Origin of the sequence: Mesorhizobium sp. IMUNJ 23232 (assembly GCF_044326205.1) — a bacterium.
Lineage (GTDB): Bacteria > Pseudomonadota > Alphaproteobacteria > Rhizobiales > Rhizobiaceae > Kumtagia.
The window spans coordinates 20,628-37,272 of the sequence record NZ_JBIRCY010000056.1 but is presented as its reverse complement, the minus strand read 5'-3'; the positions used below and the strand labels follow the sequence as shown (position 1 = coordinate 37,272).

Here is a 16,645-nt window from a genome sequence, read left to right as displayed (position 1 = left end):
TGCATTCCCACTCAGAAGCGGGCTGCTGGCATACGGATTGCTTCTCGAAATATTGGTTTGAAAAACGCTCCGCGGTGTGCGCGGGCCAGACGAGGGTGGTGTCGATGAACGGGAATCTTGGAAAATTGTCGGTGGCGCTGGCGGCGCTCGCGGCTTCGGCTTTTGGCGCAGCCGCGGCTGAAAAGGTCACCTACATGACCAACTGGCTGGCCCAGGCCGAGCACGGCGGATATTATCAGGCGGTGGCTGACGGCAGCTATGCCGCCTGTGGCATCGAGGTGACCATACAGCCCGGTGGTCCTCAGGTCAGCGGCCGGCCGCTGCTGCTTGCCGGCAAGATCGATTTCTACATGGGCGGCAATTTTTTGCAGGCATTCGACGCCGTTCAGCAGGGAATTCCGCTGCGGGTCGTCGCCGCCTCCTTCCAGAAGGAGCCGCAGGTGCTGATGAGCCATCCCGGCGAGGGGCTGGACAAGTGGGAAGATCTGAAGAACGCCGAGCAGTACATCATCGGCGACGAGGGTTTTCAGAGCTATTTCCAATGGATCGTCACCGACTTCGGCTGGGACCCCGCCAAGCGTGTGCCCTACACCTTCAACCCCGCGCCGTTCATCGCCAACAAGAAGTCAGTGCAGCAGGGTTACGTAACGTCGGAACCCTTCGCGGTGGAGAAGGAAGGTGGTTTCGTGCCGAACCAGTTCCTGTTGGCGGACTACGGTTTCGCCACCTACGCGACCACGATCGAAGTCATGCAGGACACGATCGACAAGCGGCCGCAGGTCGTCCAATGCTTCGTCGATGGCTCTGCCAAGGGCTGGTACAACTATCTCTACGGCGACAACAAGGCCGCCAACGAGATGATCAAGAAGGACAATCCCGACATCACCGACGAGCAGATCGCGTTTTCGATCGCCCAGATGAAAAAATTCGGCATCGTCGATTCCGGCGACACGGAAAAGCTCGGCATCGGCGCCATGACCGACGAGCACATCCAGAAATTCTACGACACGATGGTGAAGGCCAAGGTGGTTCCGGCTGGGCTCGACATCAAGAAGTCGTATACTCTGGACTTCGTCAACAAGGGCGTTGGGCTCGATCTGAAGAAGTGAGGGCGATCCTGCATTTTACGGTGCGTCGTCCGGCATGAGTTCGGCGAACGGATTGGTGCAGCAGCAGGTCGAGGCAGACCCGCTGCTGATCCTGCGTGGGATCGGCAAGACCTTTTCCAGCGGCACGACGGCGTTGCGCGATGCCAATCTGACGATCCGGGAAGGGGATTTTCTGAGCCTGCTCGGGCCTTCAGGCTGCGGCAAGTCGACCGTACTGCGCATCATCGCCGGGCTGCTTTCGCCGACCTCCGGCGTGCTCGATTGGCGCAAGACGCTCGGCGAGGACTGCGTCGGCTTCGTCTTCCAGGAGCCGACACTGCTGCCCTGGGCCAACGTCTTCGACAATGTCTGGCTGCCGCTCAGGCTGCGCGGCGTGTCTCGGGCCAAGGCTGCGCCGGCGATCGGCGAGTTGCTGGAGCGGGTGCGGCTGACCGGCTTCGAGAAGGCGATGCCGCGCGAGCTTTCCGGCGGCATGAAGATGCGGGTGTCGATCGCCCGCGGGCTGGTGACAAAACCCCGGTTGCTGCTGATGGACGAGCCGTTCGCAGCACTAGACGAGATCACCCGCTTCCGGCTGAACGACGATCTGCTCGACCTCTGGCGGGACGAACGTTTCACCGTGGTGTTCGTCACCCACAGCGTGTTCGAGAGTGTGTTCCTGTCGAACCGCATCGTGGTGATGGCGGCGCGGCCGGGCCGGGTGTTCGAGGAATTGCCGGTCGACGCGCCTTACCCGCGCGACGAAAAGTTCCGCACGTCGCCAGAATATGCCGCGCTCTGCCGGCAGGCCTCCGACGTGCTCATCGGGGCGATCAACGCGACCTCGGCGGAGGTGGCGCATGGCGGCCGTTGATCAGCGCACCGGCAGGCTTATCCTCGATCCCGACGAGGCGCGACGGGCGCGCAGCGCGCGGCTGGAAAGCATCGGCAAATGGGTTCTGCCGTTGGTCATCATGCTGGCGGCGATCTTTATGTGGGACCGCATCTGCGTGTGGAACGAGATCCCGAAATACATTCTTCCGCGACCCGGCGTGGTGCTCGACACGCTGATAGCGGATGCCGGCCTGTTGTTCTCATCCCTGCTGGTGACATTGCGCATCACCTTCTTGAGCTTGTTGCTGGCGGTCGCCGGTGGCGTCGGGCTGGCGATCCTGTTCACCCAGTCGAAATGGGTGGAAATGTCGTTCTTCCCCTTCGCCATCGTCTTGCAGGTGACGCCGATCGTGGCGATCTTTCCGCTCATCAACATCTATGTCGACAACCAGACGGCGAAGCTGCTGCTCTGCTCATGGATCGTCGCCTTTTTTCCTATCCTGTCGAACACCACGCTGGGGCTGAACTCGGTGGACCGCAACCTGATCGACCTGTTCCGGCTGAACGGCGCGACGCGCTGGCAGGAACTGTGGCATCTGCGGTTGCCGGCGGCGATGCCGTATTTCCTCGGTGGGCTGAAGATCGCCGGCGGCCTGTCGCTGATCGGCGCTGTGGTGGCGGAATTCGTGGCCGGCGCGGCGGGCCAGTCGTCAGGGCTGGCGTCGCGCATCATCGAGGCGGGCTACCGGCTCAACGCGCCCCGGCTGTTCGCCGCGCTATTCCTGATCTCGCTTACCGGCATCGTCATTTTCCTGGTGCTGACGCTGGTGTCGCATCTCATCCTCAGGCGCTGGCACGAAAGCGCTGTGAGGCAGGAGGGGTGAGAGCAGAGTGAGCGCAGCGGTTAAAATCCCCACCGCCGGCTGGTATGTGCTGGGCAATGCGCGGCTGCATCAGTCGCTGACGCCGGGACTTGACGGTCCGTTCGACCGTGACGGGTTCGTGCTGGTCGACGTGGCCGTTGCGGAGGGACGGATCAAAGGCATCGCGCCACGCGGCGAGCGGCCGAAACCACCGCGCACGGTCGATCTCGCCGGGCGGATCGTGCTGCCGTGTTTCGTCGATTGCCACACCCATCTCGACAAGGGTCATATCTGGCCACGCATGCCCAATCCCGATGGGTCGTTCATGGGCGCGCTGGAGGCGGCAGGCTCCGACCGGCTGGTGCACTGGAATGCCACGGACGTGGCGCGGCGCATGGATTTCTCGCTGCGCACGGCCTACGCCCACGGCACGAAGGCGATCCGCACCCACCTCGATTCGATAGCACCGCAGGAGGAGATTTCCTGGCCGGTGTTCGAGCAAATGCGCGAAAATTGGAGCGGGCGCATCGAGTTGCAGGCGGCGAGCCTGATCGGCATCGAGGGGGTTCGCGAAGAGAAATGGTTCGGGAAGCTGGCGCGACGGGTGGCGGCGGCGAAGGGCGTGCTGGGCGCGGTGACCTATATGGTGCCGGATCTCGATGCATTGCTCGACCGCGTGTTCGGGACCGCGGTGGAACTCGGGCTGGATCTCGACTTCCATGCCGACGAGACGGATGACCTCGCCGCCGTGTCGCTACGCCATATCGCCGAGGCTGTGCTGCGCCACAAATTCGAAGGAAAAATCCTGGTCGGCCATTGCTGCGCGCTGTCGCGCCAGCCGGACCGCGAGGTGAAGGATACGCTGGACAAGGTGGCAGAGGCAGGCCTGAGCGTCGTGTCCCTGCCGATGTGCAATCTTTATCTCCAGGACCGGCGGCAGGACGGCACCACGCCGCGCTGGCGTGGAGTGACGCTGCTGCATGAGATGAAGGCGCGCGGCATTCCGGTGGCGGTCGCCTCCGACAACACGCGCGATCCGTTCTATGCCTATGGCGACCTCGACATGCTGGAAGTCTATCGGATGGCGACGCGCATCCTGCACTTCGACCATCCCGTCGCCGATTGGCCGCGCGCTGTGGCAGCTACACCGGCTGATATGATGGGCTTGGACGGGGTGGGGAAGATGATGGTCGGCGGGCCGGCCGATCTCGTGATCTTCCGGGGCCGCAACTGGACCGAGCTTTTGTCGCGCCCGGAAGCCGACCGTATTGTGGTACGCGACGGCCGGGCGATTGACCGGAGGCTGCCTGACTATGAAGAGCTGGACGACCTGATGGGGGGAACGAATGGACATCGCGGTGCTGAAGCCTGACCTCGAAGGGCTGAAGATCGAGGACAATCCGGCGATCGTCCAGCAGAAGAGCCGCGACTTCTACTGGTACAGCCCGGTGTTGAAACGGCAACTCGATCATGTGACCGGCGATCTGGTCGTGTCGCCGAAGAGCGAGACCGAGGTGATCCGTGTGCTGGCGGCCTGCCACCGCCACGGCATACCGGTGACCCCGCGCGGCACGGGCACCGGCAATTACGGGCAGGCGATGCCGCTGTCGGGCGGCGTCATCCTCAACCTTGCCGAGATGAATGCGGTGAAGTCGATCTCTACCGGGCGCGCCGTGCTGGAGCCGGGCGCGGTGCTGGCCGACATCGACAAGGCGACGAAGGCGGATTCGGCGCAGGAATTGCGCCTGCATCCCTCGACCTACCATACCGCCTCGATCGGCGGCTTCATCGCCGGCGGATCGGGCGGCGTCGGTTCGATCAATTTCGGAGGGCTGCGCGACTTCGGCAATGTGATCCGGCTGCGCGTCGTCACGATGGAGGCCGAACCGAAGGTTTTGGAACTGACCGGCGAGGACCTGCACAAGGTCACCCATGCCTACGGCACCAACGGCATCATCACCGAGGTGGAGATGCCGCTAACCGCCTCCTACGACTGGGTAGACGTCATCGTCGGTTTCGACCGCTTTGCCGACGCTGCGCGCTACGGCAACGCGCTCGGGTGCCAGGACGGAATCCTGACCAAGCTCATCACGCCGGTGGCCGCACCCGCGCCGTGGCTCTACTTCAAGCGGCACCAGAAGTTCCTGAAGGAGCACCAGAGCGTCGTCATCTGCATGGTGGCGCCGCACGCGCTCGACGCTTTCCGCGCCTTCACGCGTCGCGAGAAGGGAGAGATCGTCTACGACGCCTCGCTGGTCGAGGACCGGAAGGGCATTCCGCCGGCGTACGAACTCGCCTGGAACCACACGACGCTCAGGGCGCTGCGTGTCGATCCGTCGATCACCTACCTGCAGTCGCTTTACCCGTTCCCGGATCAGCTTAAACTGGTCGAAAAAGTCGATGGCATGTTTCCGGGGGAAGTCATGTCGCATCTCGAATTCGTACGCTTCGACGGCAACATCACCTGCTTCGGACTGCCGCTGGTGAAATTCACCACCGAGGAGCGGCTGGACGAGATCATCCGCACCTATGAGGAAAACGGCTGCCCGATCTTCAACCCGCATCGCTACACGCTGGAAGAGGGCGGCATGAAGCAGACCGACGACATCCAGCTTGCCTTCAAGCGCCAGGCCGACCCGCAGGGGTTGCTCAATCCGGGCAAGATGATCGCCTGGGAGCATCCGGAGTATGATTATCGAAGCGGCAAGACGTTTTTGTTCAAGGGGTTGGAGCGGGCGGGATAGTCTGTTTCAATGTCGAGGTCGCGTTCCTTCGCACCCCCCTCTGTCCTGTCGGACATCTCCCCCTCACGGGGGGAGATTGGCAGCTTCGATCTTGCCGCTTATCCTACCGCGTTGGCGATTGGCGAAAAGCAAGCGGCCGACGCAATCTGCCCCCTTGAGGGGGAGATGTCCGACAGGACAGAGGGGGGTGCGAAGGAACGCGATTCAGCCACCCGTGATACAGGCGCACATAGCGCGCGTCATGCAGGCCGCGCATGAAAATCCTCGTGCTGCACGCCCATCCGGTCGAGACGAGTTTTAACGCCGCGCTGCACCGGCTGATCGTCGAGCGGCTGGAGAAACGGGGACACGAGATCGACGACTGCGACCTCTACGCCGAAAACTTCGAGCCGCGGCTGAGTGCAGCCGAGCGGCTTGCCTATCACGATCCGCGAACGCATGACGAGGCGATCGCGCCTTATGTCGAACGGCTCAAAAGCGCGGAAGGCCTCGTACTCTGCTATCCCGTGTGGAACTACGGCTATCCTGCGATCCTGAAGGGCTATTTCGACCGTGTGTTCCTGCCCGGCGTCTCTTTCGAGCTGGTTGCCGGCAAGGTGCGGCCATCGCTGCACAACATTTGCAAGGTTGCGGTGGTGACAACCTATGGCGGCAGTTGGTTCCGGGCGGCGCTGATGGGCAACCCGCCGCGCAAGCTCGTCAACCGCGTGCTTCGCGCGACGGTAAAACCTGGCGCGCCGGTCAGCTATCTCGCGCATTACTCAATGAACCTTTCCACCGACGCCTCGCGAAAGGCCTTCATGGACAAGGTGGCGGCCAGGATGGATTCTTTCTGAATGCGCGTTCTGGTCGTCTATTGCCACCCGGTGCCGGAGAGCTTTTGCGCCTCGCTCCGCGACGCGGCGGTGGCGACGCTGACGGGCCGAGGCGACGAAGTCCGGCTGGTCGACCTCTATGCGGAGGGCTTCGATCCGGTCATGCGGCCCGAGGAACGGCGGCGCTATAATGACGGGCCGCCAGCCGATCCGGCGCTGACACCCTATGTCGAGCAGCTAAAATGGGCGGAGGCCGTGCTGTTCGTCTATCCGACGTGGTGGTACGGCCTGCCGGCCATGCTGAAGGGTTTTTTCGACCGCGTCTGGGCGACGGGCGTGGTGTTCGATCTCGCGCCGCAGGGCGGCATCGTTTCGCGCATCCCGCATATCCGCCGCATCGGCGTCGTCACAACCTGCGGCGCGAACCGATTCCTGTCGATCCTGATGGGGCAACCGGGGCGCAAGACGATCCTGCGCGGTATCAGGGCGCTGTGCGGCCTGCGGACGCGCACGATGTATCTGGCGCATTACGACATGGATCGTTCGACGCCGGAGAGCCGGGCGGCGTTTCTGGGGCGGGTGAACCGGAAGCTGAAGCGGTTTTGACGGCGTTTTCTCGCCGTCTCCAACCTATCGGCTTCACACATCATCTATCCGGTTCGGACAAGCCCACCTTCTCTCCGCATAGACGCGGAGAGAAGGCGACGCCGGCGCTCTTAGGCAATCGCCGGGTTGTTGCCGAGGTCGATGCCGATGATCAGCGGGTCGTGGTCAGAAGTGGCGAACGGGTCCGGGCTATAAAAATCCGGGTCCTTGAACTCGCTCGAATAGGACAGCAGGCCCGGTTCGTCCGAGTTGATGTGCCATTCGGTGACGCCGGTGATCTGCGCCAGCAGGGACGCGGTGGAAAGACCCTGGTCGAGCGTGCCGCGCTGGCCGTCGAAGACGTAGCTGTAGGCGTTTTCCTGGCCGATGAACTGGTCGATCAGGTCGATGAAACCGGCGTCGCGCAGAACATCGACCGGATCCTCCTGGGCGTAGGAGTTCAGGTCGCCGATGATCAGCGCGTCGCTGTCGCCGCTGCCGGTCGGGTCGGTGGCGAGCCAGGCGGCTAGCTGCCCGGCGGCTTCGGCGCGGGCAGCGTTCCAGAAACTCTGGCCGTCGCCCTGGTCGTAGTTCGGGTTATTGACGTCGGTCAGACCGCTGTCGCCCTTGGACTTCAGATGGTTGACGGCGACCGTGAAACGCTCGCCTGAAGAAATCTCCTCGAAGGCGACAGCAATCGCCGGCCGGTGCAACTGCTGGCCGTCGAAGGTGCTGTCGAATTCGAGATAGTCGCTGCCGACCACGGTCAGGCTGGTCTGCTTGTAGATGACGCCGGTGGTGATGGCGTCGGTGCCGATGAAGCCATCGGCGGAACCGCCGGTCGGGTCGACGAAGGCATAGACTTCGGCGCCCAGTGCGCTGTTCAGCGCGTTGACGAGGGTGTTGATGGCTGAGGCCGAGGTGAAGCCGTTGTTCTCCAGCTCCTGCAGACCGAACACGTCGGCGTCGATCTCCAGCATCGAGGCGACGATCTTGTCGAGCTGGCGCTCGAGATCGCCGGCCGTGGTGGCACCGCGCGGCTCGAGGTTGTTGGGGCCGGAACCGGCGCCCGAGCCGTCGTTCAGCGTGGTGAAGAAGTTGAGCAGGTTGAAGCTGGACACTTTCAAGGTGCCGCCGACATCGGCGGGGCTGTCTTCGCGGGCGCCGCTGTTGGTCGATTCGTCGATGGAGAGCTGGCCGTCGATAAACATGCGGTAGGCGTCAAAACCGTAGCTGAGCACGCCCTTGACCGGAGCATCGAGTTCGGCGCCGAGCCGCAGCGTCGGGCCTTCGGGGGAAAAAGTGTCGCCGCTGTCGAGGTAACCGTTGCCGTTGTCGCCGACCGAGACCGGGATGTATTTGTATTCGGTCGGGTTCTGTGCCGACACGCCGTCGTCGATGACGAGGCGGTTCAGCGCATTGGCCTCGGTCAGCGCTGCGATCTCGGCGGCGTCGGTGGTCGGGTCGAGCACCTGCGTCGGCTGGTATTTGTTGCCGGCGCTCACCGCGATCTCGCCAAAACGGTCGAGGCTGAAGTTTTCTGTCACGGTGATCGCGTCATCGGTGCCGCTGGTCAGCGAGATGCGCATGCCCTCGAACTGTTCGAGCGCTTCCGAGGTGGCCAGTGGCAGCGTCACGTCCGAATAGTCCGGAAGATCGTTGCCGGAGGAGACCACGTCGAGCGAGACGAGGTCGGTGATCTCGGTAAGGCCGAAAAACTCGTCAACGGTGCCGGCGGCTTTGACGAGATCGCCGGCGGCGACGGAGGGCGCGCCGCCAGTAAAGACGAAGATGCCTTCGGAGGTCAGCGTATTGCCGTCCGAATCGGTTGCTTCTTCCTGCAGGTAGAATCCGTTTTCCAGCGTGTAGGTGACGACGGCCGAAATCAGCACATAGTCGCCTTCGTGCTGGCTGGCTGTGCCGGTGCCCTGCACCTCGGAGATCAATAGTTCGGTCGGATCGCCGGGGTCGGTGCCACCGTCATTTGCCGTGCCCTTGGTGGCGGCTTCAGGACCGGTCCAGGCGGTCGGCGCGTCACCGGTGCGCTGTAAGGACTGGCCGGCCGGCGTGTTGGCTGCTTCCGAGACGCCGATATCGGTGGAGGTCAAGCCGTTCGCCGCGCCGCCAGTGGCGGTGAAGCTTCCCTCATAGCTCAGGAACTCGATAACGGAGCCATTGTTAGACAGGGCCAAGCCGTCCGGGCTGCCGTTCTGGATGCCGGCGAAATCCCAGACATAATAGTCGAAATCGCCGTCGCTGGTCATCGTCAGCGTCGACAGGTCGGTGGAGGCGTATTTGGCGCCGCCCGAGCCGTTGTAGAGCTCGACCGACATGCCGCTGACGTCGGCATCGTGCTCGACGCGGATCTCGACAAACTCGCCGGCATCGGCGCCGTCATTGTCGTAGTGGATTTCGTTGATGCGTGGTGTCGAGGCCGGCGTCTCGTCGGCATCAGTGACGGTCACCGTGACGTCCTGCGTGGCCTCGCCGCCCTTGCCGTCGGAGGTGCCGACGGTCACGTCATAGACATTGTCGCCACCCTGGTCCGCCGGGTTTTCGAAGTCGGGCGCGTTGGCGAATTTGAGCTCGCCGGTCTTGGCGTCGATGGCGAAGAGGGAAGCGTCTGCGCCGCCCAGGATCGAATAGGTGATCTCATCGCCGTCGACATCGTTTGCCGCGACCGCGAGCACCGTGGCGGTGGTGTTTTCCTCGATGGAGGCGGCTGCGGCTGAGGTGATCTCCGGCGCGTCGTTGACGCCCTCGATGGTGACGCTGACGGTGGCGGTATCGCTGCCGCCGCGGCCGTCGTCGACGGTGTAGGTGAAGGTGTCGACGGTGCTTTCGCCGGTGCCGAGATGGTCGAACAAGGTGCCCTGATCGTAGGTCACGGTGCCGTTGGCAAGCGTGACGGTGGCGCCGGCTTCGCTACTCGCCGATACGCTGGCAACGGAAATCTTGTCGCCGTCGAAATCCTTGTCGTTGGCGGTCAGCGTGCTGGTGGCAACCGTCAGCGCGGCGTTTTCGTCGACCGAGAAGGCGTCGTCGCGGGCCAGCACGGGGTTGTTGCGCCCGTCGAGATAGAGCGTGTAGTCATCGGCCTTGAAATACAAAGCCTCGACCGAAGTCAGCAGGTCGGTGCCGCCGTTGATCGTATCCTTGACCGTGGCGACCGGGTTCCAGCGGCCGGGCAGGGTGATGGAATAGTCCGAAACCGCGCCGGAAAAGACGGCGATGTCAAAACCCGCGCCGCCCACAATGGTGTCGGAGCCGAGACCGCCGTCGATGACGTCGTCGCCGCTGCCGGCTTCGACGATGTCATTGCCGTTGCCGGCCGAGATCACGTCATTGCCGGCGCCCGACAGGATGAGATCGTTGCCGCCGCCGGCATTGATCGTGTCGTTCTTGCCGAAGGTTATGATGATGTCGGCCCGTTCGGTGCCGTTGATCGTGTCGGCTTTCCAAGTGCCGAGAAAAAGGGTGGGGAACCAGTTGGTGAAGGCAAAGGACATTTTGGGCGCTCCTCGTGTTGACCTTTGCGCCGAATATCTGCCGTGCCTTTCTACGAAGGGCGATGTCCGCTGAAGTTGCAGCGCCGCGCCCGCCCTAGCGCCGCCGAAGTCCTCCGGATCACCCCTTCAGGCCCGGCCGGAATCCGGCGCGTCCGAAACGGTATGAGCTTCGCTAGCAGCCCGGTATAACAGTTTGTTGAAATGCCGCCGGGCTTCTGCGACCTGTCGGAAGATGGGGCAGGGCGGCCGGAGGGGAAGGGCCGCTCTCGCCGGTTGTGCGATTAGGCCAGTTCGGGATGACTGAGAAGACCTTCCGGTCGCGGGTGCGAAAGCGAAGCGGGCGGTTCGAAACGGTCGAGATAGGCGCGGGCGCGCGGTAGCGCATCGTGGAGGAATTGCTCGGGGCCGCGCAGCCACAGGCCGTCGATGGTCTTTGACTTTGCCTCGGAGACCAGGACTTCCGAAGGCAGCGGCACCAGCGTGTGCGACCACCCCGGCATCAGGCGCTCGGCTTTACGCACAGTATGCGAAATTAGATGCGGCCATGCCGAGAAGCCGTGGTAGTCGAAGGCGAGCTTCCCGTCGGTCGCTATGACATGGTTGCCGATGTGGCCGGCAGCCGGCTTGATCCAGACGGCGCCGAAGCCCGCCTGTAGATATCGTTCGAGAAACGCATAGGCAAGGATGTGGCATGCGCCGCAGGCGAAGAACTGCCGGTCGCCGAGCGCCCATTGCAGTTCCGGTTTGCGTTTGACGCTGCGCTTCAACAGGAACATCGGCCACTCGATCAGGGATGGGGAATCGAGTGGTCATTTTGCCTGGCGCAGGCCTCGCCGGCCACAGAACACCGCTCAGCCGGACACATCGCACAGCCAGGCGCCTTCGACCGTCCCCGCCGCATGAAGCCGTCGCGTTACAGATGAAGCCTGGAAGCCCGGCTTTGTAACACTTCACCGCGTTTTGCCTGAAACATTGACCGAAACCGCCTGAAACATTGGCTACAACGAAACATAAGCGGCGCAAAACTCCAGATACGGGCAATGCCTAAAAACTCCCCATCAAACGCGAGCCACTTCCGGTTCGGCGAAACAAGAGGGGGGCGGCCGTGGTCGCCTCATGACGGAGACCAAAATGGCAATCGACAAAATCATCATCGGCAACGACAGCGATCAGGGCGGCGAGTGGGTCAACTACCCGATCGTCGGCCCGATCTTCGAAGGCGAACTGGTCGGCAGCGATGCGCTGAATGAGATGATCCTTGGCAAGGGCGGCAACGACACGGCCTGGGGCTGGGCAGGGAACGACGAGCTCTACGGGGATGACGGCAACGATTTCCTCGTCGGCAATGACGGCAGCGACAAGCTGTGGGGCGGCGCCGGCCATGACTACATGAGCGGCGACGACGACCTCGGCGACGGCGCGACCGGCAACGACTCCATGTGGGGCGGCAGCGGCAACGACCAGATGTTCGGCGACACCGGCGACGACTACATCTATGGCGAGGACGACCACGACCAGCTCTTCGGCGAACAGGGCAACGACAAGCTCGACGGCGGCGCGGGCCACGACTTGCTCGACGGTGGGGACGCAAACGACGAACTCTACGGCCGCGAAGGCGACGACACGCTTATCGGCGGCGCCGGCAACGACAAGATGTGGGGCGGCTCGGGCGCAAACAAACTCGACGGCGGCGCCGGCGACGACATCTACTACCTCCAGAGCGCGGCCGACATCATCACCGGCGACGCCAGCGGCTATGATGTTGTCTATGCGAGCTATAGCGTGGACTTGTCGACCGGCGGCGCCGGCATCGAGAAGGTCGTGCTGCAGTCGACCGCCGGCGCTACGGTTACGGGCAATTCCCTCGACAACGTGTTCGTCGGCGGTTCGGGCAAGGACACGCTGATCGGCGGCCACGGCAAGGATAATCTCGATGGCGGCGCTGGTGCCGACGTCATGAAGGGCGGCACCGGCTCCGATACCTACACGGTCGACAATGCCGGCGATGTCGTGGACGAGACCGGCGGCGACGCTACCCCCGACCTGATCATGCTGCTCGCCAACACGGCGCTGAACCTCGGCAACGCAGCTCAGGTCAAGGGCAACGTCGAAAACGTCTTCTATTCTGGTTCCGGCGGCTACGGCGTGACGATCACCGGCAACGGCCTTGCCAACATCATCGACGCCACGAAATCCTGGTCCTCCACGCTCAGCGGCGGCGACGGCAACGATACGCTCTATGGCGGCATCGGCGAGGACCTTCTGATCGGCGGCAACGGCGACGACCAAATGGTCGGCGGCACGGGAAGCGACACCTACGAGGTCAACTCGTCCAAGGATAGCGTGACCGAACTAAGCAACGGCGGCGCGGCGGACACCATCCGCACCTGGACGAACTGGACGCTCGGCGACAACATCGAAAATGGGGAGATCATCGATCACAACGCCGGACGGACGCTGACCGGCAATGCCCTCGCCAACAAGCTCACCGGCAATGACGGCAACGACCACCTCTATGGCAAGGAAGGCAACGACGCCCTCTTCGGCGGCGTTGGGAACGACGTGCTCGACGGCGGCAAGGGCGACGACGTGATGGAAGGCTATGCCGGCGACGACGTCTACTACGTCGACGCCCTGTCGGACTCGGTCGTCGAACTCGACGGCGCGGGCATCGACGAGGTCCGCACGAACCTGTCGTCCTACACCTTGGGCAAGAACATCGAGAACCTTGAATACATCTACGCCAACGACTTCATCGGTGTCGGCAACGAACTGGACAACCAGATGGAGGGTGACGACGGCGTGGACCGCCTGTTCGGCATGGACGGCCAGGATACGCTGTACGGCTACAACGGCAACGACAAGCTCTATGGGGCCGACGGCAACGACGTGCTGAACGGCGGCGCCGGGGGCGACCTGATGAACGGCGGCAACGGCGTCGACAAGGTGTCCTATGCCGGAGCCACCGGCAGCGTATCGGTGAACCTGGCGAACCAGTCGGTCGGCGGCTCGGGTGCGCTCAACGATACGATCATGTCGATCGAGGGTGTGATCGGTTCGGATTTCGATGACGTGGTTTATGGCGCTGATTCGTCCGAGAGCTTTGCCGGTGGCAAGGGCAATGACCTGCTTGTCGGCAGCAGCGGCTCGGACAGCTTCGGCGGCGGCGAGGGACGAGACGCCGTGTCCTATTCAGGCTCGAATGCTGCCGTGCAGGTCGACCTTTTCGCCGGCACCGCGACAGGCGGGTTCGCCCAGGGAGACAAGCTCTCCTCGGTCGAGACTGTTGCCGGCTCGGCGTTCGCCGACAAGCTTTATGGCAACGGCGCCGACAATGCGCTTGCCGGGGGCATGGGAATCGACCGGCTGTTCGGCCGCGGCGGCAACGACACTCTGACCGGCGGCGCTGACCAGGACTTCTTCGTGTTCAAGGGCGAGACCGGTCAGGACAAGATCCAGGACTTCGCCGATGGCGTGGATATCCTGCAGTTCTACGATCTGACCTATGCCGACCTGAGCTTCTCGGAAACTCAGCTTGGCACGACCATAAGCATTGCCGGAACGGACGACAGCGTCTTCCTGCTCAACGTGCATGCATCGCAGCTCACCCAGGCGGATTTCAGCTTCATCTGACAGGGTAAATCTTCGACCTGAAGACTGGCCGGCCTGAAGAGGGCCGGCCCGTTGCTTTTGTAGGAGGCCCGAGTTGCCGAGCCAGCCGGGACCGGATATGCAAGAATCAGAGCAGATGGGAAGGGGTATGGACGGAAGGGGGCGGATAATCGCGGTGGACGACGAGCCGGAAATCGGTGCCATGCTCGCCGAGTTCCTTGGCCGTTCGGGTTACGCGATCCGCACTGTGCTCAGCGGCGCCGAACTGGACCGCGAACTGGAGCGGGAAGCGGCCGACCTTATCCTCCTCGACGTCAACATGCCCGGCGAAGACGGGTTCTCGGTGGCGCGGCGGCTGCGTGGCGGGCCCCCTGTGCGCATCATCATGCTGACGGCCGCCAACGAGGTTGTCGATCGCATCGTCGGGCTTGAAATCGGCGCGGACGATTATGTCGCGAAGCCCTTCAATCTGAGGGAATTGCTTGCCCGCGTCCGTGCGGTCCTGCGGCGGCCGTTGGCGCTATCGACGCCGATCGCGCCCTCTGACACCCAGACTAAAGGCGCGTTGGTCGAAGGTCCGCGGTTCGGCGCGATGATACTGGACGATGCGGGCCGCGCCCTGATTGGTCCGGACGGCAGCCGCGACAAGCTCAGCGAAGCCGATTTCGCGCTTCTCTCGGTTTTCGCACGCCACCCGAACCGGGTGCTGACGCGCGAGAAACTTGTCGCGGCGATGGGCGCGGAGGCGGCTGGCGACAGCCGCGCGGTCGACATCCGCATCACCAGGCTGCGTCGCCGCGTCGAACGCAACCCGGCCCAGCCGCAGGTGATCAAGACGGTGCGCGGCGCCGGCTACATCTTCACCGGCATAGGCGAGGACGCATGAGCGGCTCAGCCTCCTGGGAGTTGCCGGAACTCGCCAGCCTCACCAGGCGCCTTCGCGATCTTCAGGAGACGGAAGCCGTCAGCGCCGCGGTGATTGCCTCCTCGCTCGACTGCATCGTCGTGTCCGACGAGGACGGGCGGGTGGTCGAATTCAACCCGGCGGCGCAAAACACGTTCGGTTATTCGCGTGACGAGGCGGTCAGCCAGCCGCTGGCCGAACTTATCATCCCACCCTCGATGCGGCAACTCCATACGGACGGCATGGCGCGCTACATGCGCACGGGCATTCCGCGCGTCCTGGGTCGCCGGCTTGAGCTCGAGGCCATGCGGCGCGACGGCAGCACGGTGCCGGTCGAACTCACCATCACGGAAGTGCGGCTGCCCGAGAGGCGGCTGTTTACCGCGCATCTGCGCGACCTGTCCGCCCGCAAGGCGGCCGAGGCCGAGATCGAACGCCAGCGCGAAAGCCTGTTCCAGTCCGAGAAAATGGCTGCCCTGGGCTCGCTGCTGGCGGGTGTCGCCCATGAGTTGAACAACCCGCTGGCCGTGGTGCTCGGCCAGGCCACGATGCTTTGCGACGGATTCGCGGGGCCAAGCCCCGAGAGTGCCCGCGAAATAGAACGCCGCGCCAAGACCATTGAGCAGGCAGCGGAACGCTGCGCGCGCGTAGTGCGAAGCTTTCTTGCCATCGCCCGGCAGCGCAAGGCGGAACGGCGGGAAATCCATCTCCAGGAAGTCGTCGCGCAAGTGCTCGACCTCCTTGCCTACGGCTTGCGCACAGCAGGCATAGGGGTCCAAACCAGCATTCCCGCCGATTTGCCGGCGATCGGAGCCGACCCAGACCAGTTGCACCAGGTGCTGCTCAACCTGGTGGTGAATGCGCAGCAAGCGCTCGAAGCAAAGGATGGTTCGCGCATGATCCGGATATCGGCCGGACATGACCTGCGCGCCGATCAGCTCTGGATTACCATCGCCGATGATGGCCCAGGTGTTCCGGAATCCATACGCAGCCGGGTGTTCGATCCCTTCTTCACCACCAAGACGGTGGGCGAGGGCACCGGCATAGGTCTCGCCGTCTCGCGGGGGCTGGCCGAAGCGCATGGCGGCACGTTGCGGCTTCTGGACAGCAGCCCGCTCGGTGGCGCTCACTTCGAATTGCGTCTCCCGCGCGGCGGCGCCACCGCGCAGGCAGCAGCGGATGACGCTCCGGCGCCGGCGCCTATGCCGGCCAGAAACCGGCATGCGCTGGTGGTCGACGACGAGCCCGAGATAGCAAGGACGCTTGCCGAGATTCTGGAACGGCGCGGCTACCAGTGCGCCTTAGCCGCCAATGGCCGGGAAGCCCGCGCCCGGCTCGGCGACGGACCATGCGACCTGATCCTCTGCGACATCCGCATGCCTGACACGGACGGCCCCGCCTTCTATCGCTGGCTCGGCGAAAACCGGCCGGAACTGACCGAGCGCATCGTCTTCGTGACGGGTGACACGCTCGGGCCGGCCGCCGGACGTTTCCTGGCTGAGAGCGGAGCGCCGGTGGTGGAGAAGCCGTTTACCCCGTCCGACATCTGGCGCGTGGTCGCGTCGCTAGAGCCAGCGACGGGCCGCTGATCGCTCTGTTTCGAAACCGGTCAGCTGTGCCAGCCCGAGTTTGGCTGGAAATCGCTTTACCTGCGATGTCCGCGCCACTAAAAGACCGCTCCGCCGGGCCTT

At 63.7% G+C, this 16,645-nt stretch carries 12 protein-coding genes; 10 read left to right on the top strand and 2 right to left on the bottom strand.

Features of this window, described 5'->3' with window-relative positions:
• Nucleotides 1–104: 104 nt before the first annotated feature.
• The 7 genes from ACH196_RS29640 (at nt 105) to ACH196_RS29610 (ending at nt 6,950) form a co-directional block, all read left to right on the top strand.
• The gene (locus ACH196_RS29640; protein WP_396650447.1) at nt 105–1,109 is read left to right on the top strand and encodes an ABC transporter substrate-binding protein; all 1,005 of its coding nucleotides are present in this window, start codon (nt 105–107) and stop codon (nt 1,107–1,109) included.
• Between the two features lie 34 nt (nt 1,110–1,143).
• Complete coding sequence (locus ACH196_RS29635; RefSeq protein WP_396650446.1) at nt 1,144–1,962, top strand: ABC transporter ATP-binding protein; 819 nt, start codon at nt 1,144–1,146, stop codon at nt 1,960–1,962.
• Nucleotides 1,949–2,806: an ABC transporter permease gene (locus tag ACH196_RS29630; protein ID WP_396650445.1), complete on the top strand. Its 858-nt coding sequence runs from the start codon at nt 1,949–1,951 to the stop codon at nt 2,804–2,806. Before ACH196_RS29635 ends, ACH196_RS29630 begins: the two co-directional genes overlap by 14 nt.
• Before the next feature lie 7 nt (nt 2,807–2,813).
• Nucleotides 2,814–4,157 carry a cytosine deaminase gene (locus tag ACH196_RS29625; RefSeq protein WP_396650444.1) on the top strand — a complete coding sequence of 448 codons (1,344 nt, stop codon included), beginning with the start codon at nt 2,814–2,816 and terminating at the stop codon, nt 4,155–4,157.
• Nucleotides 4,132–5,529 carry an FAD-binding oxidoreductase gene (locus tag ACH196_RS29620; RefSeq protein WP_396650443.1) on the top strand — a complete coding sequence of 466 codons (1,398 nt, stop codon included), beginning with the start codon at nt 4,132–4,134 and terminating at the stop codon, nt 5,527–5,529. The genes ACH196_RS29625 and ACH196_RS29620 overlap by 26 nt, the downstream gene beginning before the upstream one ends.
• Nucleotides 5,530–5,783: 254 nt before the next feature.
• The gene (locus ACH196_RS29615) at nt 5,784–6,365 is read left to right on the top strand and encodes an NAD(P)H-dependent oxidoreductase (RefSeq protein WP_396650442.1); all 582 of its coding nucleotides are present in this window, start codon (nt 5,784–5,786) and stop codon (nt 6,363–6,365) included.
• Entirely contained in the window at nt 6,366–6,950 is a 585-nt protein-coding gene (locus ACH196_RS29610) for an NAD(P)H-dependent oxidoreductase (protein WP_396650441.1), read from the top strand. It begins immediately after the preceding gene.
• 110 nt (nt 6,951–7,060) lie between these two features.
• Here ACH196_RS29610 and ACH196_RS29605 read toward each other — a convergent pair whose 3' ends face one another.
• Both ACH196_RS29605 and ACH196_RS29600 read right to left on the bottom strand, forming a co-directional pair.
• The gene (locus ACH196_RS29605) at nt 7,061–10,438 is read right to left on the bottom strand and encodes an ExeM/NucH family extracellular endonuclease (protein WP_396650440.1); all 3,378 of its coding nucleotides are present in this window, start codon (nt 10,436–10,438) and stop codon (nt 7,061–7,063) included.
• A 281-nt stretch (nt 10,439–10,719) separates the two neighbouring features.
• Nucleotides 10,720–11,214 (bottom strand): hypothetical protein, encoded by a 495-nt coding sequence (locus tag ACH196_RS29600; RefSeq protein ID WP_396650439.1) that lies wholly within the window; start codon nt 11,212–11,214, stop codon nt 10,720–10,722.
• Between the two features lie 355 nt (nt 11,215–11,569).
• Here ACH196_RS29600 and ACH196_RS29595 point away from each other — a divergent pair, with 355 nt between their 5' ends.
• The 3 genes from ACH196_RS29595 to ACH196_RS29585 all read left to right on the top strand — a co-directional run bounded on the left by ACH196_RS29595 (nt 11,570) and on the right by ACH196_RS29585 (nt 16,543).
• Entirely contained in the window at nt 11,570–14,071 is a 2,502-nt protein-coding gene (locus tag ACH196_RS29595) for a hypothetical protein (RefSeq protein ID WP_396650438.1), read from the top strand.
• A gap of 154 nt (nt 14,072–14,225) precedes the next feature.
• Nucleotides 14,226–14,936 (top strand): response regulator, encoded by a 711-nt coding sequence (locus ACH196_RS29590; protein ID WP_396650437.1) that lies wholly within the window; start codon nt 14,226–14,228, stop codon nt 14,934–14,936.
• Complete coding sequence (locus ACH196_RS29585) at nt 14,933–16,543, top strand: ATP-binding protein (RefSeq protein ID WP_396650436.1); 1,611 nt, start codon at nt 14,933–14,935, stop codon at nt 16,541–16,543. The genes ACH196_RS29590 and ACH196_RS29585 overlap by 4 nt, the downstream gene beginning before the upstream one ends.
• Nucleotides 16,544–16,645 lie beyond the last annotated feature (102 nt).